17 protein-coding genes, 1 pseudogene and 1 riboswitch are annotated in these 21,968 nt (G+C 71.2%); of the genes and pseudogenes, 4 read left to right on the top strand and 14 right to left on the bottom strand.

Going from position 1 to position 21,968, the window contains the following annotated elements:
- From B0W88_RS17435 to B0W88_RS17410, 6 genes are all read right to left on the bottom strand, one after another.
- Positions 1-781, bottom strand: a 781-nt coding sequence (locus B0W88_RS17435; protein WP_077035914.1) for an ABC transporter ATP-binding protein, incomplete at its 3' end; no start/stop codon positions are given.
- Positions 782-796: 15 nt separating this feature from the next.
- The gene (locus tag B0W88_RS17430) at positions 797-1,654 is read right to left on the bottom strand and encodes an ABC transporter substrate-binding protein (RefSeq protein ID WP_077035913.1); all 858 of its coding nucleotides are present in this window, start codon (positions 1,652-1,654) and stop codon (positions 797-799) included.
- Between the two features lie 20 nt (positions 1,655-1,674).
- A complete protein-coding gene (locus tag B0W88_RS17425; protein ID WP_077035912.1) occupies positions 1,675-3,813 on the bottom strand; it encodes a TonB-dependent siderophore receptor in 2,139 nt (712 codons plus the stop codon).
- A 46-nt stretch (positions 3,814-3,859) separates the two neighbouring features.
- A complete protein-coding gene (cobO, locus tag B0W88_RS17420) occupies positions 3,860-4,429 on the bottom strand; it encodes a cob(I)yrinic acid a,c-diamide adenosyltransferase (protein ID WP_077035911.1) in 570 nt (189 codons plus the stop codon).
- Positions 4,430-4,566: 137 nt separating this feature from the next.
- Positions 4,567-4,808, bottom strand: a riboswitch (cobalamin riboswitch).
- A gap of 17 nt (positions 4,809-4,825) precedes the next feature.
- Complete coding sequence (locus B0W88_RS17415) at positions 4,826-5,332, bottom strand: hypothetical protein (RefSeq protein WP_077035910.1); 507 nt, start codon at positions 5,330-5,332, stop codon at positions 4,826-4,828.
- A gap of 2 nt (positions 5,333-5,334) precedes the next feature.
- Positions 5,335-7,671, bottom strand: a complete 2,337-nt coding sequence (locus tag B0W88_RS17410) for a TonB-dependent receptor (protein WP_077035909.1) — start codon at positions 7,669-7,671, stop codon at positions 5,335-5,337.
- Between the two features lie 129 nt (positions 7,672-7,800).
- On the opposite strand from B0W88_RS17410, the gene B0W88_RS17405 reads away from it, so the two are divergent.
- Positions 7,801-8,883 (top strand): AraC family transcriptional regulator, encoded by a 1,083-nt coding sequence (locus B0W88_RS17405; protein WP_158080877.1) that lies wholly within the window; start codon positions 7,801-7,803, stop codon positions 8,881-8,883.
- Here B0W88_RS17405 and B0W88_RS17400 read toward each other — a convergent pair.
- Both B0W88_RS17400 and B0W88_RS17395 read right to left on the bottom strand, forming a co-directional pair.
- Entirely contained in the window at positions 8,880-10,898 is a 2,019-nt protein-coding gene (locus tag B0W88_RS17400) for a prolyl oligopeptidase family serine peptidase (protein ID WP_077035907.1), read from the bottom strand. The two genes, B0W88_RS17405 and B0W88_RS17400, sit on opposite strands and share 4 nt — an antisense overlap.
- A gap of 10 nt (positions 10,899-10,908) precedes the next feature.
- Entirely contained in the window at positions 10,909-12,282 is a 1,374-nt protein-coding gene (locus B0W88_RS17395) for an MFS transporter (RefSeq protein WP_083748849.1), read from the bottom strand.
- A 165-nt stretch (positions 12,283-12,447) separates the two neighbouring features.
- Between B0W88_RS17395 and B0W88_RS35325 the strand changes: the two are divergent.
- Both B0W88_RS35325 and B0W88_RS35110 read left to right on the top strand, forming a co-directional pair.
- Positions 12,448-13,104 (top strand): annotated as a pseudogene (locus tag B0W88_RS35325) (gamma-glutamyltransferase); the annotation flags it as partial.
- A 73-nt stretch (positions 13,105-13,177) separates the two neighbouring features.
- On the top strand, positions 13,178-14,080 hold the full coding sequence (locus B0W88_RS35110; RefSeq protein ID WP_077035905.1) for a gamma-glutamyltransferase: 903 nt from the start codon (positions 13,178-13,180) through the stop codon (positions 14,078-14,080).
- Between the two features lie 24 nt (positions 14,081-14,104).
- On the opposite strand, the gene B0W88_RS17380 is transcribed toward B0W88_RS35110, so the two are convergent.
- From B0W88_RS17380 to B0W88_RS17370, 3 genes are read right to left on the bottom strand one after another with little or no spacing between them, the layout of a single operon-like run.
- Positions 14,105-14,488 carry a hypothetical protein gene (locus B0W88_RS17380; protein ID WP_077035904.1) on the bottom strand — a complete coding sequence of 128 codons (384 nt, stop codon included), beginning with the start codon at positions 14,486-14,488 and terminating at the stop codon, positions 14,105-14,107.
- 41 nt (positions 14,489-14,529) lie between these two features.
- Positions 14,530-17,118 (bottom strand): serine/threonine-protein kinase, encoded by a 2,589-nt coding sequence (locus B0W88_RS17375; protein ID WP_077035903.1) that lies wholly within the window; start codon positions 17,116-17,118, stop codon positions 14,530-14,532.
- Positions 17,115-17,711 (bottom strand): ECF-type sigma factor, encoded by a 597-nt coding sequence (locus B0W88_RS17370; RefSeq protein WP_158080876.1) that lies wholly within the window; start codon positions 17,709-17,711, stop codon positions 17,115-17,117. The genes B0W88_RS17375 and B0W88_RS17370 overlap by 4 nt, the downstream gene beginning before the upstream one ends.
- Positions 17,712-17,889: 178 nt before the next feature.
- On the opposite strand from B0W88_RS17370, the gene B0W88_RS17365 reads away from it, so the two are divergent.
- Positions 17,890-18,393, top strand: coding sequence for a GGDEF domain-containing protein (locus B0W88_RS17365; RefSeq protein ID WP_077035902.1), 504 nt, complete (start codon positions 17,890-17,892; stop codon positions 18,391-18,393).
- Between the two features lie 57 nt (positions 18,394-18,450).
- Here B0W88_RS17365 and guaA read toward each other — a convergent pair whose 3' ends face one another.
- The 3 genes from guaA to B0W88_RS17350 form a co-directional block, all read right to left on the bottom strand.
- A complete protein-coding gene (gene guaA / locus B0W88_RS17360) occupies positions 18,451-20,058 on the bottom strand; it encodes a glutamine-hydrolyzing GMP synthase (RefSeq protein ID WP_077035901.1) in 1,608 nt (535 codons plus the stop codon).
- Positions 20,059-20,071: 13 nt separating this feature from the next.
- Positions 20,072-21,337: an MFS transporter gene (locus B0W88_RS17355; protein ID WP_233151749.1), complete on the bottom strand. Its 1,266-nt coding sequence runs from the start codon at positions 21,335-21,337 to the stop codon at positions 20,072-20,074.
- A 60-nt stretch (positions 21,338-21,397) separates the two neighbouring features.
- The coding region (locus tag B0W88_RS17350; protein ID WP_198937862.1) for an IMP dehydrogenase at positions 21,398-21,968 on the bottom strand (571 nt) is incomplete at its 5' end.

Here is a 21,968-nt window from a genome sequence, read left to right as displayed (position 1 = left end):
CGGGAGGATCGAAGACCGCCACCCGCCGCTCGCGGCCCGGCAGCGGCAGGTGGAACACGTCCATGCCGAAATGGCCCTGCACCAGGTCCTGGGTGAAGACCCGGGCCGGCAGGTCGTCCGCCACCACCCGCCCGCCGTCCAGCAGCACCACGCGCCCGGCAAAGCGCTGCACCAGGCCCAGCTCGTGCAAGGCGGCGACCACCGTGATCTCCAGCCCGGTCAGCAGGTCCAGCATGTCGCTGCGCGTGCGCAGGTCCAGGTGGTTGGTCGGCTCGTCCAGCAGCAGGACGCGCGGCTGCTGCGCGAGGGCGCGGGCGATGACGGCGCGCTGCAGCTCGCCGCCGGACAGCGTGCCCACGCGCCGGTCCTGCAGCGCACCGAGCCGGCAGTGGCGCAGCGCATCGTCGACCACCCGGGCGCACTCGCCATGGCTGGTGTCGGCATGCGGGATGCGCCCGAGCGCCACGTACTCGCGCACGCGCAGCTCGCCGTGCATCGCCTCGCGCTGGTGGACGACCGCCAGCTGCCGGGCCCGCTGCAGGCCGGGCATGCCGGCCAGGTCGGCGCCGCCCAGCGTCACGCGCCCCTGGCCGGGCCTGAGCCGCCCGGCCATCAGCTGGAGCAGGCTCGTCTTGCCCGCTCCGTTGAGGCCCACCAGCGCGACGTGCGCGCCGAAGGGCACGGTCATCGACACGCGGTCCAGCACGGGCTTGCCCTGCAGGCTCAGCGACGCCTCCCGGACCTCGAGGATCGGCCGCGGCAGGGGCAGGGAATGGCTCATGTCGATCGCCGTCCGTCAGCGCGGGCCGAGCGCCAGCAGGCAGTCGGCCAGCAGGCCCGCCGCCTCGCCCAGGCGCGGCCCGGGGCTGGAGATCAGCTCCCACTGCTCGGCCTCGAACATGCACACCTGGCGCCGGCGCACCGCCGGCAGCGCGGCCCAGCCCGGCCGGTCGGCCAGGTTGGCGAGGCTGGCGCGCGGGCCGATGATCAGCTCGGGGGCGCGGCGCACGACCATCTCCGAGTTGACCTTGGGGAACAGGCCCATCTCACCGCCGACGATGTTCACCAGGCCCAGCCGGGCGATGGTCTCGCCGATGAAGCTGCCCTCGCTGGCCGCGTAGGGGCCCGATGCCACCTCGACGAACACGCTGCGCCCGCGCAGCGCGGCCGACATGCGCCGCGCCGCCGCATCGATCTCGCCGTCGATGCGGCGGATCAGCTCGGCCGCGCGCGCCTCCTCGCCCAGCGACTGCCCGAGCGCCAGCAGCATGCGCTTGAGGTCCGCATGGGTGCGGGCGTCGAACATCTGCACCGGCACGCCCAGCGAGGCGAGGCGCTCGGCCGCGCGGCTGCGCGGGCCGAGCAGCACCATGTCCGGCCGCAGGGTCACGATGCGCTCGATCTGCACGTCTTCCAGGCCGCCCACCTTGGGCAGCGCGGAGACGGCGCCCGGCCCCGTCGAATGCCGGTCGGTGCCGACCAGTTGCGCGCAGTGGCCCAGCGCGCAGACCGCCTCGGTCAGCGAGGGCGACAGCGTGACGATGCGCTGCGGCGCCCGCCCCCCGTTCCTCTCCCTGTCCTTCTCCTGCGCATGCAGGGAGGCGCCGGCCAGGCCGGTCGCCAGCGTCAGCGCGGCGAACATCGTCGGCTTCATCGCTGCAGCCCGGCCCGCGCTCAGAAGCCCGCCCGGACGGTGGCCAGCACCGAACGGCGCTCGCCCAGCACCCAGAAGTCGCCGCCATAGCCCGCCACCGCGTACACCTTGTCGGCCAGGTTGGCGACGCTCACCGTCAGGCTCAGCTTGGGCGACCAGGCGTAGGCGAGCGACGCATTCGCCACCGTGTAGGCCGGCAGCTGCGCCGAGTTCGCGGTATTGCTCTGGACCTTGCCGACGTACTTCGCCCCCAGCACCGCCTTCCATTGCGGCGCGAAGCGCCAGCTGGTCCAGGCGTTGGCGGTGCGCTCGGGCACGCCGTAGGGCGTGTTGCCGGCGCGGGAGACCAGCGTGCCGTCGTCCAGCTGCTCGTCGAAGCGGTCGTAGCGGGCGCGCAGCGCGGCGAGGTTGGCGTCGACCGTCCAGCCCCGCAGCGGCTCCATGCCCAGGGCCAGCTCGATGCCGGTCGACGACTGCCGGCCCACCTGCTGCGCCAGGTCGGGCCGGAGCGGATCCTGCGACAGCAGGTGGTCCTTGGTGATGCGGTAGGCCGCCACCGTCCACTGGCCGCGCACGGCCGGCAGCGCGCCCTTGGCACCCAGCTCGAGCTGGCGGCCGCGCGTCAGCTGGACATCGCTGCGGCCGGCGGGCAAGGTCAGCGAGCCGGTCAGCGGGTCGGTGCCGGTGCTGAACTGCGCGTAGACGGACAGGGCGTCGGCGGGCGACCAGACGGCGCCGAGGCGGCCGGTCGTGGGCGTGTAGCGGCTGGCCTGGTGGACGCCGGTGCGCAGGTTGTCGTAGTCCAGCGAGAGCGCATCGCGCCGCAGGCCGGCCACCAGCTTCCACTGCGCGCCCAGCTCCAGCAGGTCCTCGAAGAACAGGGCCGCGTTGCTCAGCCGCGAGTGGCGGCCGGGCTCGGTGGGGTAGTCGCTCTGGAAGACGCCGGGCGCCACGTCGTACGGGTCCACGACCTGGTCGGCCGCCTCGTAGGGCGAGTTGTTGGTGTGCAGCAGGGTCGTGCGATAGGCATCGAAGCCGGCGACCAGACGGTTCTTCATCAGGCCGCCGACGCCGCTCCTGAGCGTCAGGTCGAAGCGGTTGCCGGCCTGCTTCTGGTCGTGCAGGATCTCCAGGAAGGAGAAGCCGTCGCGCACCACCGTCGTCGGCGTGTCGAAGTAGGAGTACTCGCTGTTGCGCCAGTGGCGGCGGCTGCTCAGGTAGTAGGTCTCGTTGCGCAGCTCGAGCGCGTCGCTCGCGCGGTACTCGACCTTCGCGCGCCACATGTCGTCCTGGTACTTCACCAACGCATCGCTGACGTTGAAGCTGGTGTCGATCAGGCGCCTGTCGAGGCGGCCGTCGAGCAGCGGCGTGCCGTAGTAGCGCGAGTCGTCGTTGTGGCCACCGTCCAGCGACAGCGTCACCGTGAGATCCCGGCTCGGCCGCGCGGCCAGCGCCAGCGCGTAGTTCCTGCGCTGGTAGGCACTGTCGCGGCGCTCGCCGTCGCTGCGGCTCGCATCCACATGGAGCGAATAGGCCAGCACCTCGTTGATCGGGCCGCGCAGGCCCACGCCGCCCATCACCGTGTTGAACGAGCCGTAGCCGAGGAAGGCCTCGCGCTCGTCGCGGTCGAAGACCGGGCGCTTGCTCACGTAGTTGACCGCCGCGCCGATCGCGCCATCGCCGTAGAGCACCGAGGCGGGCCCGCTCAGCACGTCCACCGATTCCAGCGGCCAGGTGGAGAACGGATAGGTCACGGTGCCGAAGGCAACCACCAGGCGCGTGCCGTCGACCAGCTGCGCCACCGACCCGTGGCCGGCGAAGCCGCGCGCGCTCAGGCTGGTGCCGCCGTTGCCCGGCTCGGGTGCCTGGCTGAGGCCGGGCAGCTGGATGGCCACGTCCTGCGCGCGGGTGAGGCTGCGCTCGGCGATGGCATCGGCATCCAGGCTGCTGATGCTGGCCGGCGTCTCCATCGGCGTGAGGCCCAGGCGCGAGCCGGTGCCGGACCGGCTGTCCAGGCCCAGGCTGTCCTGGCTGCGCCCCGAGACGGAGACGGTGGGGAGCGCACTGGCGCGGGTGTCTTCGTCGGCCCGGGCGCAAGCGCCCAGGCCCATGCTCAGCGTGCCGATGGCGACGCCGACTGCGTTCAGTCTGATGCCCATGAGGGCTCCTTCTTCGATCTGGAAGTGCGAGGGGCGTCGTCGGCCCTCAGTCCTCGATGCCGCGCTGCGCGGGCACGCCGGCCTGGAAGTGGTGCTTGACCAGCGTCATCTCGGTCACCGTGTCGGCCAGGTCCACCAGCTCCTGCGGCGCACCGCGGCCGGTCAGCACGACATGCACATGGGCGGGCCGTTCGCGCAGGCAGTCCAGCACGGACTGCAGCGGGATCCAGCCATAGCGCAGCGGATACATGATCTCGTCGAGCACGACCATGAAGTGCTCGCCCGCGCGCACGGCCGCCTCGGCCCGGGACCAGCCGGCCAGCGCCAGCTCGGCCGAGTGGCCGAGGTCGCGGCTCTTCCAGCTGAAGCCGTCGCCCAGGCCTTCGATGGGGATGCCCAGCTGCTCGAACAGGCGGTGTTCACCGAAGCGTGCCGAGGGCACCTTCATGAACTGGTAGACCTTGACCTTCTTGCCGCGGCCATGCGCGCGCAGCGCCAGGCCGAAGGCCGCCGTGCTCTTGCCCTTGCCAGTGCCGGTATGCACGATCACCAGGCCGCGGCGTTCGCCGGTGGGCTTGGGCGTATCCCGAAGCACGGGAGGCGTCTCGATTTCCATGGAGGAGTCTTCGCATCGCAGGCATGCCGGTTCCGCTCGGAGATGTCCAGCCGTGTTGTTGCGCCGGGACCGACCTGCCTTGAGTGCCCTCACCGTCTTCCCCGACGGTGCATGGACGTATGTGCTGCACGCGGTCAGGCGTGCAGCGCCTCGTTGGCCGGTATCCGGGCTTGTGGAGCGACTTGCCATGCCTTCCCAGGCGCGTTCGAAACGCCCAGTGGCTGTGATGGAAGTTGGATCCCGGGGGATCCGTCCACGTACCGTTGCGGGGGCAGCTCAGGCTGGGGTCCTTGCCGGCGATTCGGCTCGGCCCTCCCTGATTCCCGTTGAACTGCAGCGCGTGAAACACGCCGCGAGCACCAACGGCGTCATCTTAACCCGCGGAGCGAAGCGCGCTCAGGCCGCGCCTTCCAGGCTCGCCTTGACCTGGCCCAGATAGGCCAGCAGCGAGGCATCGAAGGCCGCCTTCATCGCCGCGACCGCCGCCGCGATGGCGGCGCGGTCGCTGCCCTGCGCCACCTCGACGCCCAGCCGCGCGTGGCAGTCGATGGCGTAGCGCGTGCCCTGCGCGCCGTGCGGCTGCGCGTGATAGCAGGCCCAGACGCCCATGCCGCCGGGCGGCTGGGTCAGGTAGTCGGCATGGGCGCTGAGGCGGCGCGCGGCGTGGTCGAGCTCGGTGATGCGGACGAGCCGCTCGTCGAGCTGCGCGCCCTCGCCGATGCGCATGCGGTAGGCGAGCACCGTGGCCGGGTCGTCCACCGCCTCGATCGCGCCGGCCTCGCGGAACTTGCGCGCCTCCACATAGGCGGCCTGGATCGCCAGCCACACCGCCTCGGGCGGCGCATCGATCTCGATGGCGACGTGGTTGACGATGGTGGCGGGAATGCTGGTTGTCGTCGTCATCGTCAGAAGTCCGCCCGCAGGCTGATCGCGAGCGTGCGCGGCGTCGTGATCGCGACGCCCGCCGGGCCGACGGCGCCGGTCGTCAGGTCGGTGACGACATTGGTGCTGGCATAGCTGAGCAGGCCGCGCCTGTTGAGCGCGTTCTTCACGAAGAGGTTCAGCGACCAGCGGTCCCAGCGGTAGGACGCGCGCAGGTCGAGCTGCTCGTAGGCCGGCAGCTTCGGCGTGGCCAGGCCCGGCGCCAGCGGCGTGATGGCCTGGTGCGAGAAGGCGATGCCGCGCTCGCCGTTGTAGCTGAACGTGGCGCCCACGCCCGCCTGGCCGCTGGCCAGTTGCCAGCTGTAGTCGCCGGTCAGGCCCGCCGAGAACTTCGGCGTGTACGGGATCTGGTCGCCCGAGCGGCCGCCGATCGCGGCCACGTCCTCATCGAGCCGCGCCTGCATGGCCGTCAGGTTGCCGCCCAGGCGCAGGCCCGGCAGCGGCCGCCAGCCGGCCTCCAGTTCCAGGCCCTGCGTGTGGGCCTTGCCGCCGTTGGTGTAGTAGCTGAAGTTGTAGGTCGGGTCGACCGCGGTCACCTGGATGTCCTTCCAGTCGATGCGGAACAGCGCGGCCGAGACATCCAGCTTCGCGGCCGGGAAGGCGCCCTTGTAGCCCAGCTCGTAGTTGACGATCGAGTCGGACTTGAACGGCGGCTGCTGCGCGCCGGCCAGCGGCGGGGTGTTGGGGCCGCCGGGCCGGTAGCCGGAGGCGGCGCGGGCGTAGCCCATGTCGTCGGGCCCCAGCTTCCAGCGCGGGGAAACGAGCCAGGTGGTCTTGTTCTCGGACGTGCGTGCGCTGGTCTCGGGCATCGCCAGCGGCCCGCCGGTCAGGTAGTTGTACTGCTGCACCGTCGAGTCGTAGTCCTGCGAGAGATGCGTGCGGCGCAGGCCCAGCTGCACATCGAAGCGGTCCGTGAAGTGCCAGGTCGCGTTCGCGTAGGCGGCCGATTCGCGCAGCTTCTCGCCCACCAGGCCCAGCACATAGCCGGGCACCGCCGGCACGCTGGTGTTGCCGCCCGCATAGGCGTCGTAGACGACCCGCGCGTCGCCGGTCTCGCGCTGGAAGAACAGGCCCGCCAGCCATTCGAGGCGCTGGCCGCCGGGCGAGGTCAGGCGCAGCTCCTGCACCTTCTTGTCCATCATCAGGAAGTTGCCGGACAGCGCACCGGTCACGCCGATCGGCGCCACCGGCAGGCCCAGCGCGGCATAGCCCATCGCGGTGGCGAAGTCGAGATAGCTGACATAACGCGTTGCATCGACGGTGAGTTCGCTCTTCTGCCGCAGCACGCTGGTGACCGAGAGCAGGCTGGCGAAGCCGAGGTCGTAGTTCAGCGTCAGCGCGCCGCGGTCGTAGGTGTTCCTGATCGGCTGCGCGAAGACGTTGCGGGTGGTGGTCTTGCCCATCGTCGGCAGCAGCGTCGCCGCGTCGTACTGCGGCGAGGCCGCGTCGTCGGACTTGATCGTCTGCGTGTCCAGCATCAGCTTGGCGTCGAAGCGGGCGCTGGGCTTCAGCAGCGCGGTCAGCCGCGCGCCCTCGTTGCGGAAGCTGTTGACGTCCTCGCGCTGGCGCAGCGTGTCGTCCACATAGCCCGGGTCCTTGCGCGAGTAGGCGGTCATGCGCACGGCCAGCAGGTCGGTGGCCAGCGGCACGTTCAGGGAGCCGCGCACATTGAGCCCGGCGCCGCCGCCGCTGACGCTGCTGACGCCGATCTCGGCGCGGCCTTCGAGGTCCTTCAGGTTCGGCGCCACGGTCACGTACTTGACCAGGCCGCCCAGCGCGCTGGCGCCATAGAGCGAGCCCTGCGGCCCCTTCAGCACCTCCACGCGCTCCAGGTCCAGCGGATCGACGTCGGGGCTCAGGTTGGCGCCGGCGACGACGCCGCTGCTGAAGCTGATCGGCGCCTCGTCCAGGTAGGCGGCCACCGAGGCGCCCTGCTGCAGCGTGCCGGTGGTGATGCCGCGGATCGTCTCGCGCTTCATGCCGGGGCTGTCGCCGGCCACCTGCAGGCCCGGCACCAGCACGGCGATGTCCTGGATCGACGTGAGGTTCAGCTTCTCCATCTGCTGGCCGCCCAGCACGGCCACGCTGCCGGCCACGTCCTGCGCCCGCTCGCGCCGGCGGTTGGCGGTGACGACGACGGTGTCGAGCGTGTCGACCGCAGCGGCCGAAGCCGGGGCAGCCGCGGCTGCCCCGGGCGATGGCGCGGTCTGGGCCGCGGCCGTGCCGCCGAATGCGGCGCAGGCGGCAGCAGCGGCCAGGGCCGTCAGGGAGCGGTGCTTCGAGCGCAGTGCAGTGGGCATGCTGAGTTCCGGTTGGTCAATCAATCAGTCAGTCGATGCCTGCATTGTTTTGACATACAGCACTGTATTTTTTGGAGTATGCTCGGGGCGCTTAGGCGCCACCGGGTAATCACGAAGGACGCGACCGGGATGAACGCAGTTGCCCCCTCCACCGACTTTTCCGCCATGCTGATGGCCCCGCCCAGCGGCGCCTGGCCGCTGGGTCGCATCTTCCACGAGACGCTGGCCAGCGGCACCCGGCTGGGCGATGGCTTCCAGCCCGGCTTCGACGCCGAGGCGCTGGCCTGGCATTCGCCCGACGACCAGGCCCAGGGCCATCTGGAATTCGTGCGGCTGGGCCGTGGCGCCTGGCTGATGTACGGCGACCTGCAGCTCAACGTGGCCCGCTTCGTCTGGCACCGCGAGGAGCGCGCCGTGCACTTCTCGGTGCTGCTGCGCGGCGCGGCCATGATCGGCACGCCGGCGGCGCCGCACCGCCGCGTGCTCTACACCGACGGTTGCACCGTGGCCACCGCCTGCGCCGGCGACACGCTGATCTGCCGGCATTCGCTGCCGGGCGTGCGCTGCCAGGGCGTCTCGGTGATCTTCGACGACGACGAGGCGATGCTCGAGTTCGGCCTCGACCCGGCCGAGACGCGCCGCTGGATCGCCTCCGCCGAGCCCGGCGCCGGCCGCATCGAGCATGCGCCGCGCGTGGCCGTCAGCAGCTCCAACCTGCCGGCGGTGCGCGCGGCGCAGGCGATCCTGTGGAGCAGCTTCGCCGGTTCACGCCGGCGGCTGTACCTGCGCAGCAAGGTCGGCGAGATGCTGTGCCACCTGCTGGCCAGCCCGGCGATGGCACCGGCCGAGGCGCTGAGCTGCGCCGACGGCGGCCCGCGCCAGGACGACGACAGCCTCGCGGCCATCGTCCACGCGGCGCTGTCCGACCCGCACGACTGCCCCGAGATCGCCGACCTGGCCGAGCGGCTGGACGTCAGCACCGGCCGGCTGGTGGCGGTGTTCAAGGCGCGCTACGGCCTGTCGCCGCGCGAGCATGTGCTCGCCACGCGGATGGCCCGCGCGCGGCAGCTGATCCAGCGCACCCGCAGCTCGCTGCTCGACGTGGCGCTGAGCTGCGGCTACGAGCACCACTCGAGCTTCAGCACCGCCTACCGGCGCGTCTATGGCGAGACGCCGCTGGAGACGCGGCGCAAGGCGGCGGCGGAAAGCTAGACGGCGCCGCGCGCCTGCAGCCCCACCTGGTCCATCAGGAAGGCCAGCCACTCGGCGTGGTAGGCCGCGGCCTGCACCGGGTCGGTCACGCCGTGGCCGGTATTGCGCCAGACGCGCAGATGGACCGTCGAGGCGCCGGCCTCGTCCAGCCGCGCCGTGAACTTGCGGCCGTGGAAGGGCATGCAGCCCAGGTCCTGCTCGCCGAAGATCTGGTACAGCGCCGGGTAGGCGGCGCCGTCGACGACGTTGTGGTACGGCGACCATTTGATGATGCCCGCCGCGTCCTCCGGCTTCGAGGGGTCACCGTAGTCCTCGAAGAAGATCGCCCGCACGCCGGCCACCGCGGGCGTGTCGGGCAGCGGCTGCATCATGTCGAAGATCGGCACCATCGCGACGACGGCGCGCCACAGCTCCGGCTGCTGGACCATGGCCACGCCCGCCAGCAGGCCGCCGTTGCTGCCGCCCTGGAAGCACAGCCGCTCGCGCGTGGCGACGCCATCGGCCAGCAGCGCCTGCGCCACGGCGCGCAGGTCGTCGAAGGTGTTCTGCTTGTGCTGCAGCCGGCCGGCGTCGTGCCAGGCCTTGCCGTACTCGCCGCCGCCGCGCAGCGAGGCCTGCACGAGGATGCCGCCCGCCTCGATGAAGGGCGCGAACATCGACGGGAAGCTGGGCAGCAGCGAGAGGTTGAAGCCGCCGTAGGCGTGCACCAGCGTCGGCTGCGGGCGGCTCATGTCCACGTCGGCGCGGCGCACGAGGAAGTACGGGATCCGCGTGCCGTCGCGGCTGGCGGCGAAGCGGCGCTCGGCGACGACGCCGTCGAGCCGGTGCTTCGCCTCGCCGAGCTGGCGCAGTTCGCCGGTCGCCGGGTCGTGCACCAGCGTGACGGCCGAGCGGGTGAAGCTGGCATGGGTCAGTGCGAACTGGTCGTTAGGCCGGATCGCCCGTTGCGCGGACATCGACGGCGAGGAGCCGGGCTGCTCCAGCGGCAGCGTCTGCACGAGCCGGCCGTCGAGGTCGAACACGCGCACGCGCAGCGAGACGTCGACCAGGTCGCCGACGTACAGCCGCCGCCCGACGATGCCGGCCCAGCCGAGGAAACCTTCGCCCGCGGGCACCAGCTCGCGCCAGCCCTCGCGATCGCGCGAGCGCCCGACCGGGATCGCCACGACGCGGCCGCGCGACGCACCCCCTTCGCTGATCCGGGCCGCGTAGGTGTCGCCGTCGACCCAGCCGCCGTCGCATTCGCCGTCGAAGCCCTCGGGCAGGAAGGGCGTGGCCTGCAGCGTGTCGAGGTCGAGGTGGACCAGCGCCACGTGCTCGTGCGGCTCGGTCACCAGCAGGCCGCGGCGACCGTCGGGCGAGACCTGCAGCGTGAGCCCCGAATGGCGGGCCGCGACCAGCGATTCCGCCAGCGGCACCTCGGGCCGCGCGGCCGCGCCCTCTGCCACCGGCACGAAGCGCAAGCGGTGCAGGCCCTGGGCGTCGCGGCCGTCGAGCCAGAAGCCGCTCTCGTCGGGCAGCCAGCCGGCGCGGGCGCCGCTGTACATGATCGCCGGCACGTCGAGCAGGTGCCGGCCGGTGGCCGTCTCGTAGACCGACCAGCGGCCCATCATGTCGCCGTTGGCGCCCCAGGCGAGCGCGACATAGCGGCCCTGCGGCGACGGGTCCACGAAGACCAGCAGCACCGTGCCTTCGGCCAGCGCGCGCCTGGCCACCAGCGTGCGGCCCGGCCCGTGGAGCGAGTCGCCGACGCGCACCGTCTCGTCGTCGCCCTGGCCCTCGATCGAGAACCACGACGCGCCGCGCCTGACCGGCACGCGGTGGGCGGCCGCATCGCCGAGCTGCAGCATGCGCGCGTGCACCGGCGCGTAGTTCGGCGAGGCCTCGGCCGCCTGCCGGGCGCGGGCGTCGCGCGCCCATTGCCAGGCGAGCACCTCGGGGCTGTCTTCGCGGAGGTGGTCGAAGCGGTCCTCGAAAGTCAGGCCGCCGATGGTCTTCTGCTGGGATGAGCTCATGGCGCCCAGGTTAGTGGCTGGCGGGCAGGACGGCTTTCGCGATCGGCAGCCGGGCTTTGGCGCCTTCGTCGTCCAGCGCGCGCACCTCGGCCAGCAGCCGCCGCACCGGCTCGGCGCTGACCCCCAGCAGCAGCGCCGCCAGCGCCATGCAGGGCGCGCTGGCCAGCGCGACGGCCAGCAGCAGGCCGCCCGGCTCATGCTCGCCGAGCCAGACCGACAGCCCGCCCACCAGCACCGGCCCGCCGGCCGTCGCCAGCGTCGTCAGCGCGCCGGAGAAGGCCAGCATGCGCGCCCGCAGCGCCGCCGGCGCCACCTCCTGCCAGACGCCCGGCAGCAGCGCGAAGAAGGCGCCGGCGCTGGCGAACATCAGCCCGGTGGCCGCGTAGGCCATCCAGGGCGCCGTGGCCAGCGGCAGCAGCCCGGCGCACAGCGCGGCGACCAGCGCCAGATGGCGCCCGACGCGCAGCCCGAGGATGCCGCCGTGCCGCGCGCCCCAGCGCCTGACGGCGATGGCCGCCATCGCCACCCCGCCGATCACGCCCGCGCCCAGCACGCCGCCGAGGGCGACGCCGATATCGCCCGGCGCCAGGGCGAAGCGCCGCGCCATCGCCGGCGCCAGCCAGGCGGTGATCGGCGCGAAGGCGGCCGAGGCCGCGCTGTTCGGCGCCGCCAGCGTGCCCGCATGGCGGCGCAGGTGGGCGAGGAAGCTCGGGCCGTGGCCGGGCGCGGCCGTCTGCACGCTCGGCCGTGGCGAGGGCCGACCATGCTCGGGGCGGATCATCGTCACCATCGCCGCCAGGGCCAGGCCCGGCAGCGCCGCGAGCAGGAAGGCGACCCGCCAGGGCTCGAAGCCCTGCATCGAAGCCGGCAGCCAGGCCATCGCGCCGCCGATCAGCCTGAAGGCCAGGCCCGCCAGCCCCATGCCCAGCGCGCCGCCGATCATCGCGGCCGAGAAGAAGATCAGGTTGGCCCGCGCGCGCTGCGCGGCATCGGGAAACATCGCCGGGATCATCGAATAGACGATGGGACCGAGGCCCGCCTCGGCCACCGCCAGGCCGATGGTGCCGGCCATCAGGTGGTCGAAGTCCTGCGCGAAGCCGCGCGCCGCCGTCGCGGCCGACCAGGCGAGGATGCACACGGCCAGGATCAGCCGGCGGTCGATGCGGTCCGCCGCCCAGGCCAGCGGGAAGCCGGCGAAGGCCGCCACCAGCGTCAGCCCCAGGCCCTGGATCAGGCCGATCTGCAGGTCGCTCAGCGCGAAGGCCGCGCGCACCGGCTCGATGGCGATCGTCAGGATCTGCCGGTCGATCGCGGCGAAGACGCTCACCACCACCAGCACGCCCAGCGCGAACCAGGCGCCTGTCCTTGTCGTTCTCTCGTTCATGGGGCCGAACGATAAGGCGTCGACACGGCGCCGCCTTTGGCGTTCGATGCGCCCGCTTAGTGCTGTGGCAAGTGCAGCGCGCCAAACAAAGCGTTGCTTGACCCAAAGCGCGCCGTTCCTCGCGGGGCCAAGATCGGCCTCATTCCATCACTGCGAGACCCGACGATGAATTCGCTGACGCCCGAGCTGATCGACCGACTGACCGCCCGCGCCACCTTCGGCCGCAAGACCAGGGCCAGCGGCCGCGAGGGCGTGGTCGTGTCCTCGCATCCGGTCGTCTCGCGCGTGGGCACCGACGTGCTGCGCGAGGGCGGCAGCGCCGTCGACGCGGTGCTGGCCGCGGCCGTGGCGCAGACGGTGATCGAGCCGCACATGGGCACGATCTTCGGCATGCTGAGCCTGATGCACTTCGACGCGGCCAGCGGCCGGACCGAGTACATGAACAGCTCGATGAACGCGCCGCTGGCCGGGCTGCCGGGCTTCTCCGGCGCCGACATCGCGACCGGCCGCGGCGTCGCCGTGCCGGGCTTCTGGGCCGGCCTGGAAGCGGCCCGCGAACGCTTCGGCCGCTTCAGCCGCGAACGCCTGCTGGCCCCGGCGATCACGCTGGCGCGCGAGGGCTTCCCGGTCTATCCCTTCCTCTACGGCATGCTGTTCGAGCAGGCGGGCAGGATCGGGCTCGGCGCCGAGGGCCGCGAGATCTACTTCCCCGGCGGCGCACTGGCCGGGCCCGGCCACCGGCTGAAGCAGCAGCGCCTGGCGGACACGCTGGAGGCGCTGGCCGCGGGCGGCGCCGATCACTTCTACCGCAGCACCTCCTTCACGCAGAAGGTGGTGGACACCGTCAAGGCCGCCGGCGGCGTGCTGACGATGGAAGACTTCGGACCGCTTCGAGGTGCGCTGGCAGGAGCCCGCCTGGGGCAGCTACAAGGGCCACCGCATCGCCGGCTCGCCGCCGCCGGACAACGGCGGCACCCACCTGATCGAGATCCTGCAACTGCTCGAACAGCTGCCGCTGAAGCAGTGGGGCGCGCCGCACGAGAGCGCGGACACGCTCTACTGGCTGGCCCGCTGCTGCACCGAGGTCTTCAACGAAGGCGGCCGCCAGCGCGACCCCGCCAGCTTCCACCTGCCGCTGGCGCTGATCACCAGCAAGGCCTATGCGCAGCAACGGCTGGAGCTGATGAAGATGAGCCTGCCCGACACCTTCAGCGCCACCGGCGTGCCCTACCCCGGCTCCAACCACCTGACGGTGGTCGACGCGCAGGGCAATATCGCCACGGTGCTGCACTCGGTGATGTCCATGCCCTGGAGCAACGGGCTGATCGTCGACGGCGTCAACATCTGGGCCGGCGGCGCGCACTTCCTGCGCCAGATGCCCAAGCCCGGCGGCCGCGGCACGCTCTACGTGGCGCCCCACATCGTCTTCGACGAGAGCGGCACCCAGCCCCTGCTGGCCGGCGGCTCGCCCAGCGTCGGCCTGATCCCGGCCTGCGTCAGCAACATCCTGAACATCGTCGAGTTCGGCCAGGACATCGAGACCAGCGTGCACCAGCCGCGCGTCGGCGGGCCCTCGCTGGCGGCAATGCTGACACCGGGCAACCTGAGCACGACGATCGAGGTCGACTGCGGGGACGAGGCGCTGCGCGCCGACGTGAAGGCCCGCGGCCTGCCGCTGGAGACGGTCAGCCCCTGGAACTTCATGCTGGGCAGCTACGAAGGCATCCACCTGAAGGCCGACGGCAGCGCCGAGGCCTGCGCGGACCCGCGCCGGGCCGGGGCGGCCGAGGCGGCGTAGGCGCGTCGCGCAAGCCGAACCGCTTCAAGGGGGGGTGTTGATGATCTGCGGATCCTTGCTGGGATAGATCATCGTGACGGTCTGCGGGTCGGAGAACAGCAGGACCACGCCCTTGGTGACGGTCGAGGTGGTGGGCATGCTGACCGTGACCAGGCCGTCGTCGCTGGCGGGGCAGTAGTTGCTGATGTTGAGCGACGGCGCCTGGCCCAGGGTCTTGAAGACCGAGCCGATCAGCGCCAGCTCCGATCCCTCGGCCTGGGCGATCAGGCAGGAGCCCGCATCGGGCGGCACCCACAGCGGGGTCTCGACCGGCTGCGTGGCGGCGTAGTCGCTGAAGTACCGGCAGCTGGCGAAGATGCCCAGCTCGTCGGTCCTGGCTTGAACGTAGTACGTGTTGTTGTCGGACATGGTTGGCACTTGTTGTTGCTCGATGACGATGCCGCCCGGACTCAGATGGACTTGATGCAGCCCTGTGCTTCCTCCCAGGCCTGAGTCACTTCCGCATGTACATGCAGCAGTTGGGGCATCTGCGCCAGCATATGGTCCACCGTGCGGCACTGCGCCCGCGCTTCCTCCGCTTTGCCGGTAACTTTCAACGCATGCGCGGTGCTCAGCTGCGTGCGGGCCAGCGCCGTGCGCAGCGCCAGGTCCTCGGAGCGCTTCTCCAGCGCCTCGGCCAGCCGCCCCTGCAGCGGCTGCAGCACGGCCAGCGCCTCGGCCGGGCTCATGTGGGGCAGCATCAGCTGCGCCAGCCGGCTGCGGTAGGGCAGCCGGCGCAAGGCAGCGCTGGGGTTGCTCGCCTGCTCGGCGGCGTCCAGCGCGTCCACGCGGGCCAGCAGCTCGCGCAGGCGCGGCAGCGGCGGCGGGCTCAGCTCGGCCTCGCTCAGCTCGGTGGCGATCAGCGAGCTGTTCCATTGCGAGTTGCCGGGGTCGTGCAGCAGCAGCTCATGCGCCAGCGCCTCGGCGCGGGCCAGCTCGGCACGCGCCTCGGCCTGGGCGCCCAGGTGGCGCAGCGCGTCGCCCAGGTAGAGGCGGACGAGCGCCTCGCGGCTGGCCCAGAGCGCGTCCTTCGGCGCGTCCGCGCGCACCTGCTCGATCAGTGCGCGGGCCTCGCCCAGTACCTCGCGGACCTGCGCGTACTGGCCGCGCTGCGCCAGCACGGTGCCGAGCCAGCTCATGGCGTCGGCCAGGTCGGCCCGCAGCGTGTTGTCCTTCGGCTGCGCGGCCAGCGCGCGCTGCTTGAGCTCCATCGATGCGCGGAAGCGCTTCTCGGCCTCGGCCAGCTCGCCGGTGCCCAGCAGGGCCGAGCCCAGGCTGTTGTTGGCGTACGAGAGCTCGACCAGCGCCTCCGGGTCCTTCGGGTCGCTGGCCAGCCATTGCTCGCAGCGTTCCAGATAGGCCGCCATCGAGGCGCGGGCGGCGCCGAAGCGGCGCTGGGTGTAGGCCACATGGCCCAGCCAGAACTCGGCGGCGCCCTGCGCCTTGCGCCACGCGGGCGTCAGCGCGCTGTCGCCGGTCGGGTCGGCGGCGAGGATCTTCACGGCCGCCTGCAGCGGCGCGACGGCCGCATCCAGCTCGCGCTTGGAGACCCGCACCTCGCCGATGACGGTCAGGGCCTTGGCGCGCTGCAGCCGGGCGCCCGCGTCCTTCGAACCCTCTCCCTCGTAGCGCGTCAGGTAGTCGAGCGACTTGCTCCCCACGCTGTCCAGCAGCTCCAGCCGGCCCACGGGGCGCAGCTTGTCGGCGAAGTCGCCCAGCATGTAGCTCAGCAGGTCATCGGCCTGCTGCCGCCGGGCCAGCGCCTGCTGTTCGGCGCGATCGGCGCGCCAGGCCTCGGCCATCGACAGGCCGGTCAGCGCGACCAGGGCCGCCAGCCCCAGGCCGCCGATGCCGACCGCCAGCCGGTGGCGGCGGGCGAAGCGGCCCAGCACGTACAGCGCGCTGTCCGGCCGCGCGCTGATGGGCTCGAAGGCCAGCCAGCGGCGCAGGTCGTCGGCCAGCTGCTCGGCATTGGCATAGCGCTGCGCGGGCGCCTTCCTGAGCGCCTTGGCCAGGATGGTGTCGAGGTCGCCGCGCAGCGCCGGCGCGGCGTCGGACAGCCGGCGCGGCTCCTGCTCGACGATGGCGCGCAGGCGGTCGAGATCGGACTGCGTGTCCGGCTCGGTCGGGTGCCTGCCGCCCAGCAGCAGGTAGAGCAGCACGCCCAGGGCGTACACGTCGGTGGCCGTGGTGACCTCCTGGCGCTGCACCTGCTCCGGCGCGGCGTAGTTGAGCGTGTAGGCATGGCCGGCCTGGCGGGTCAGCTCGGTGGCCTCGCCGCTGCCGGTGGCATCGTCCAGCAGCTTGGCGATGCCGAAGTCCAGCAGCTTCACCTCGCCGGCCTCGGTGACGAGGATGTTGCTGGGCTTGAGGTCGCGGTGCAGGATCAGCCGGGCGTGGGCGTGCGCCACGGCGGCCAGCACGTCGAGGAAGAGCGTGATGCGCTGGCGCGCATCGAGGCCCCGGGCGTCGCAGTAGCTGGTGATCGGCATGCCGTCCACGTACTCCAGCACCAGGTAGGGCTGCGAATCGGCCGACAGCCCGGCGTCCATCAGGCGGGCGATATGCGGATGGGCCAGGCGGGCGAGGATCTGGCCCTCGCGGGCGAAGCGGCCACCCTGGAGGCCGGGAAGGGCGGGCAGGCCGGCGATGAGGAACTTGATGGCGACTTCGCCGTCGAAGCGCCCGTCGGTGCGCCGCGCCAGCCAGACCGTGCCCATGCCGCCCTGGCCGAGTTCGCGCACCAGCGTGTAGGCGCCGACGACCTGGCCCGCTTCGAGCCGCGGGGCCGTCGCCATCAGCGCCGGCTTGTCCAGGAAGGCCGCGGCGTCCATCTGCTGCTGCCGCGCCAGCAGCTCCTGCAGGTCGTCGGCCAGCGTCGCATCCTGCTCGCGCAGTTGCGCCAGCCGCGCGGCGCGCGCCTCGGGCGGAAGGTCGAGCAGTTCGTCCAGATGGGGGCTCAGCACCGGCCAGCGCGATTGCGTCACATAACGGTTCATTTCATCGCCATCGAAAGAAAGAGTCGGGCCTTGCTCCAGTCGCGTTGGACCGTGCGTTCGGTGACGTCGAGCGCCTGCGCGATCTCCGCCTCGGTCAGCCCGCCGAAATAGCGCATCTCCACCACCTGGGCCAGGCGCTCGTCGTGGGCGGCCAGCGCCTGCAGCGCCTCGTGCACGCGCAGGATCTCGTCGCCGTGCTGGGGCGCGAGCTCCGCCACGGCCGTGTTCAGCGTCACGAACTGCAGGTCGCCGCCGCGCCGGTCGGCCTGGCGGGCGCGCACATGGTCGACCACCACCGAACGCATCACGCGCGAGGCATAGGCCAGGAAATGCCTGCGATCGGGAAAGTCCTGACCCTCGCCCTGCTGCGACAGCCGCAGCCAGGACTCGTGCACCAGCTCGGTCGGGTTCAGGCTCATCTCGCCGGAGCGGGACAGGCGGGCGCTCGAGATGCGCCGCAGGTCCGCGTACAGCAGGCCCATCACCTGGTCGGCGGCCTGCCGGTCGCCGCCATGGGCGGCGCGCAGCAGCAGCGTGACCTCCGACGCCGTGGGGCCGGGTCTTGCCGGGGATGGAGGGGCGGTGTCGATCACGAAAGAAGGCCCAACGAACAAACTTTTTTTTGGATCGATGTCGGGATCTGCGCGCGCAGTCCGTTCTTGCTGATGAGGACATCTGCGCACACCCGCTGAACAGGGAGGCCCGTCAAGGGCGGCGGCACCGCGATGTCCTCACCTCCGACACATACCGAGCACCCGCCAGATATCCGATATGTATCTTAACCATCGCCTGGAAGACCCGCCCGCCGAGACCCGCACGCGCCAACTCCCGAACCTCCGCCGCGCGACCGACTTCCAGCCCCTGCTGCAGCTGCCCAGCCTCGAGGCCTTCGGCACCCAGATCCACCGCAAGCTCGTCAACAGCCGGAGCGCCGGCAGGCGGCCGGCGGTGATGCTGCTGGCGGTCGACATGCCGGAAAGCGGCGTGGCGCGCGGCGAACTGCTGGCCGCCGTGGGCGCGCGCATGCGCAGCCGGGTGCGCGCCACCGACCTGGTCGCGCAGATCGGCGAGTGCTTCGCCGTGTACCTGGACGGCGACGTGGCAGCACACGCGGCCTCGATCCGCGAGCGGCTGAAGCTGGCGCTGCAGGAGGAGTTCGGCTTCGGCGAGCTGAGCCTGCGGATCCGCCCGCGCTTCGGCCTGGTCGTCCATCCCGGCACGCCGGTCAGCGGCGTCGACCTCGTCAACGTGGCGGCGCAGGCGTTCGAGGATTGAGCGGCCTGCCGGGCGAAAGCGGGGTGAGCGCCGTGCGCTGAGGCAAGGCCTGACCCTTTACTCCCACTCGATCGTCGCCGGCGGCTTGCTGCTCACGTCGTAGGTCACCCGGTTGATGCCGCGCACCTCGTTGATGATGCGGCCCGAGGTCTTCTTCAGCAGCGCGTAGGGCAGCTCGGCCCAATCGGCGGTCATGAAGTCGCTGGTCTGCACGGCGCGCAGCGCCACCACGTAGTCGTAGGTGCGGCCGTCGCCCATCACGCCGACGCTCTTGACCGGCAGGAAGACCGTGAAGGCCTGGCTGGTCAGGTCGTACCAGGTCTTGCCTGTGGCTTCATCGCGATGGTTGCGCAGTTCCTCGATGAAGATCGCGTCGGCGCGGCGCAACAGGTCGGCGTAGTCCTTCTTCACTTCGCCGAGGATGCGCACGCCCAGGCCCGGGCCCGGGAACGGGTGGCGGTAGACCATGTCGTGTGGCAGGCCCAGCGCAACACCCAGCGCGCGCACCTCGTCCTTGAACAGCTCGCGCAGCGGCTCCAGCAGCTTCAGGCCGAGCTGCTCGGGCAGGCCGCCGACGTTGTGGTGGCTCTTGATCGTCGTGGCCTTCTTGGTCTTGGTGCCGCCACTCTCGACCACGTCGGGATAGATGGTGCCTTGCGCGAGGAAGGTGGCGCCCTTGTGGCCCTGGCCCGAGGCCTTGAGCTTCTCGGCCTCGGCCTTGAAGACATCGACGAAGAGGCCGCCGATGATCTTGCGCTTGCGCTCGGGGTCGGACACGCCGGCGAGCTGGCCCAGGAACATCTCCTCGGCCTGCACGCGGATCACCTTGGCGTGCAGCTTGCCCTCGAACATCTCCATCACCATGTCGCCCTCGTTCAGGCGCAGCAGGCCGTGGTCGACGAAGACGCAGGTGAGCTGGTCGCCGATGGCGCGGTGGATCAGCGCGGCGGCCACGCTCGAATCGACGCCGCCGGACAGGCCCAGGATGACCTCTTCATCACCGACCTGCTCGCGGATCTTCGCGACCGCTTCCTCGATGTAGTCGCCCATGATCCAGTCGCCCTTGCAGCCGGCGATCTCCCGCACGAAGCGGTGCAGCATCGCCTGGCCCTGCAGCGTGTGCGTGACCTCCGGGTGGAACTGGACGGCGTAGTAGCCCTTCTCCTCGTTGGCCATGCCGGCGATCGGGCAGCTCGGCGTGGAGGCCAGCAGCTTGAAGCCCGGAGGCAGCGCGGTGACCTTGTCACCGTGGCTCATCCAGACCTTCAGCATGCCGTGGCCGTCGGCCGTCGTGAAGTCGGCGATGTCCTTCAGCAGATTCGTGTGGCCATGGGCGCGCACTTCGGCATAGCCGAACTCGCGGTGGTCGCTCCATTCGACCTTGCCGCCCAGCTGCACCGCCATCGTCTGCATGCCGTAGCAGATGCCCAGCACCGGCACGCCCAGGTCCCACACGGCCTGCGGCGCGCGCAGCTCGTGGTCCTCGTAGGTGGAGGCGTGCGAGCCGGACAGGATGATCGCCTTGGGCGCGAAGCCCTTGATGAACTCGTCCGACACGTCGTTCGGATGGATCTCGCAGTAGACCGCGGCCTCGCGCACCCGGCGGGCGATCAGCTGGGTGACTTGGGAGCCGAAGTCGAGGATCAGGACTTTGTCGTGTTGCATGGCGTCAGTCGGGTCAGGAGAGAGAGGAAGCGGGGGTGGCCGGCACTTCGGCTTCGCTGGCGAAATAGCGCGCGGCGAAGTAGAGCGACAGCATCTGGAGCAGCGCGATGAAGAAGAAGGGCGCGCCGATGCGCAGGTCGTCCTTCGGCAGGTCGGCCACGAAATACATCAGGCCCAGGCCGATCGGCGGGGCGATCACGGCCATCAGGCTGTTCAGCGCCGACACGGCGCCCATGGTCTCGCCCTGGTTGGTGGCGTCTGCCGCCTTGGAGATCTGGCTCTGCAGCGCCGGGCCGATGGCGTAGCCCAGGCCGCCGATGACGATCAGCGCATAGACCATCCAGCCCTGGGTGGCCAGGCCGATGCCTGCATTGGTCAGCACCGACAGGCCCAGGCCCAGCGTCACCAGGCGCGCCACAGGCACGCGCTTGAGCAGCGGCTTGAGCAGCACGCCCTGCATCAGCACCGACATCGCGCCCACGGCGAGCAGGGACAGTCCGTTGTCCAGCGGCCCCCACCCGAGACGATGGCCGGTGTAGAGCACCCAGCAGCTCTGCACGATGGTCTGCGAGAGGCCGCTGAACATGATCACGTACATCAGCGGTCCGACGCCGCGCAGCGCCTTCACGCGCGAGAACACGGCCAGCGGGTTGGCCTTGCGCCAGTCGAAGGGGCGACGGTGCTCGGGCGCCAGCGATTCGGGCAGCACGAAGAAGCCGTAGCACCAGTTGACGATGGCCAGCGTACCCGCCACGAAGAAGGGCAGGTGCAGGTTGATGTGGCCCAGCACGCCGCCCAGCACCGGGCCGAGGATGAAGCCGATACCGAAGGCCGCACCAAGCTGGCCGTAGCGCTGCGCGCGCTGCTCGGGCGGGGTGATATCGGCCACGTAGGCGTTGGCGATCGCGATGTTGGACTGCATCGCGCCGCTGAAGAGGCGCACCGCGATCAGCATCCACAGCGCCGTGGCCATCGCGGTGACGAAAAAGGACAGGGCCAACCCGCAGAAGCCGATCAGCAGCACCTTGCGGCGGCCGTAGCGGTCGGACAGGCCGCCAAGGATCGGCGAGGTCAGGAAGTTGGCGATGCAGAAGGCCATCGTCACGGCGAGCTGCGCCAGCGTGTGGGCCGATTCGCTCGTCGTGAAGGTGCCCACCAAGGGCGGCAGCACCGGGATGATCAGGCCGATCGAGATCATGTCGATGATGACCGAGATCATGATGAAGCCCATGCCGGCGGCGCGCTTCTTCTGTGTCACTTCGCTGATGCTGCTGCTCACTGCCAAAACCTCAAAAAACAAGTAACGGGGCCGAAGCCCCGTTGCTCAAGTCGACATCACTCAGTCGGCCCGGTAGTTGGGCGCTTCCTTGGTGATCTGCACGTCGTGCACATGGCTCTCGCGGATGCCCGCCGAGGTGATCTCGACGAACTCGGCCTTCTCGTGCATCTGCTCGATGCTGCCGCAGCCGCAGTAACCCATCGCCGCGCGCAGGCCGCCGCCCATCTGGTGGACGATCGCGACCATCGAACCCTTGTAGGGCACGCGGCCTTCGATGCCCTCGGGCACCAGCTTGTCCGCGTTCGGGTTGGTGGTCTCGTCGTTTTCCTGGAAGTAGCGGTCGGCCGAGCCGGCCTTCATCGCGCCGATCGAGCCCATGCCGCGGTAGCTCTTGTACGAGCGGCCCTGGAACAGGATCACCTCGCCCGGGGCTTCCTCGGTGCCGGCGAACATGCCGCCCATCATCACGGCGGAGGCACCGGCGGCGATGGCCTTGGCGATGTCGCCCGAGTAGCGGATGCCGCCGTCGGCGATCAGCGGGACGTCGGTGCCCTTCAGCGCGGTGGCGACGAAGTCGATGGCCGCGATCTGCGGCACGCCGACGCCGGCGACGATGCGGGTGGTGCAGATC

Source organism: Pelomonas sp. KK5 (genome assembly GCF_001984095.1).
In the GTDB taxonomy this organism is placed as follows: Bacteria; Pseudomonadota; Gammaproteobacteria; order Burkholderiales; family Burkholderiaceae_C; genus KK5.
Note: the sequence above shows the minus strand (reverse complement) of the source record. Positions and strands in the feature narration are given on the sequence as shown.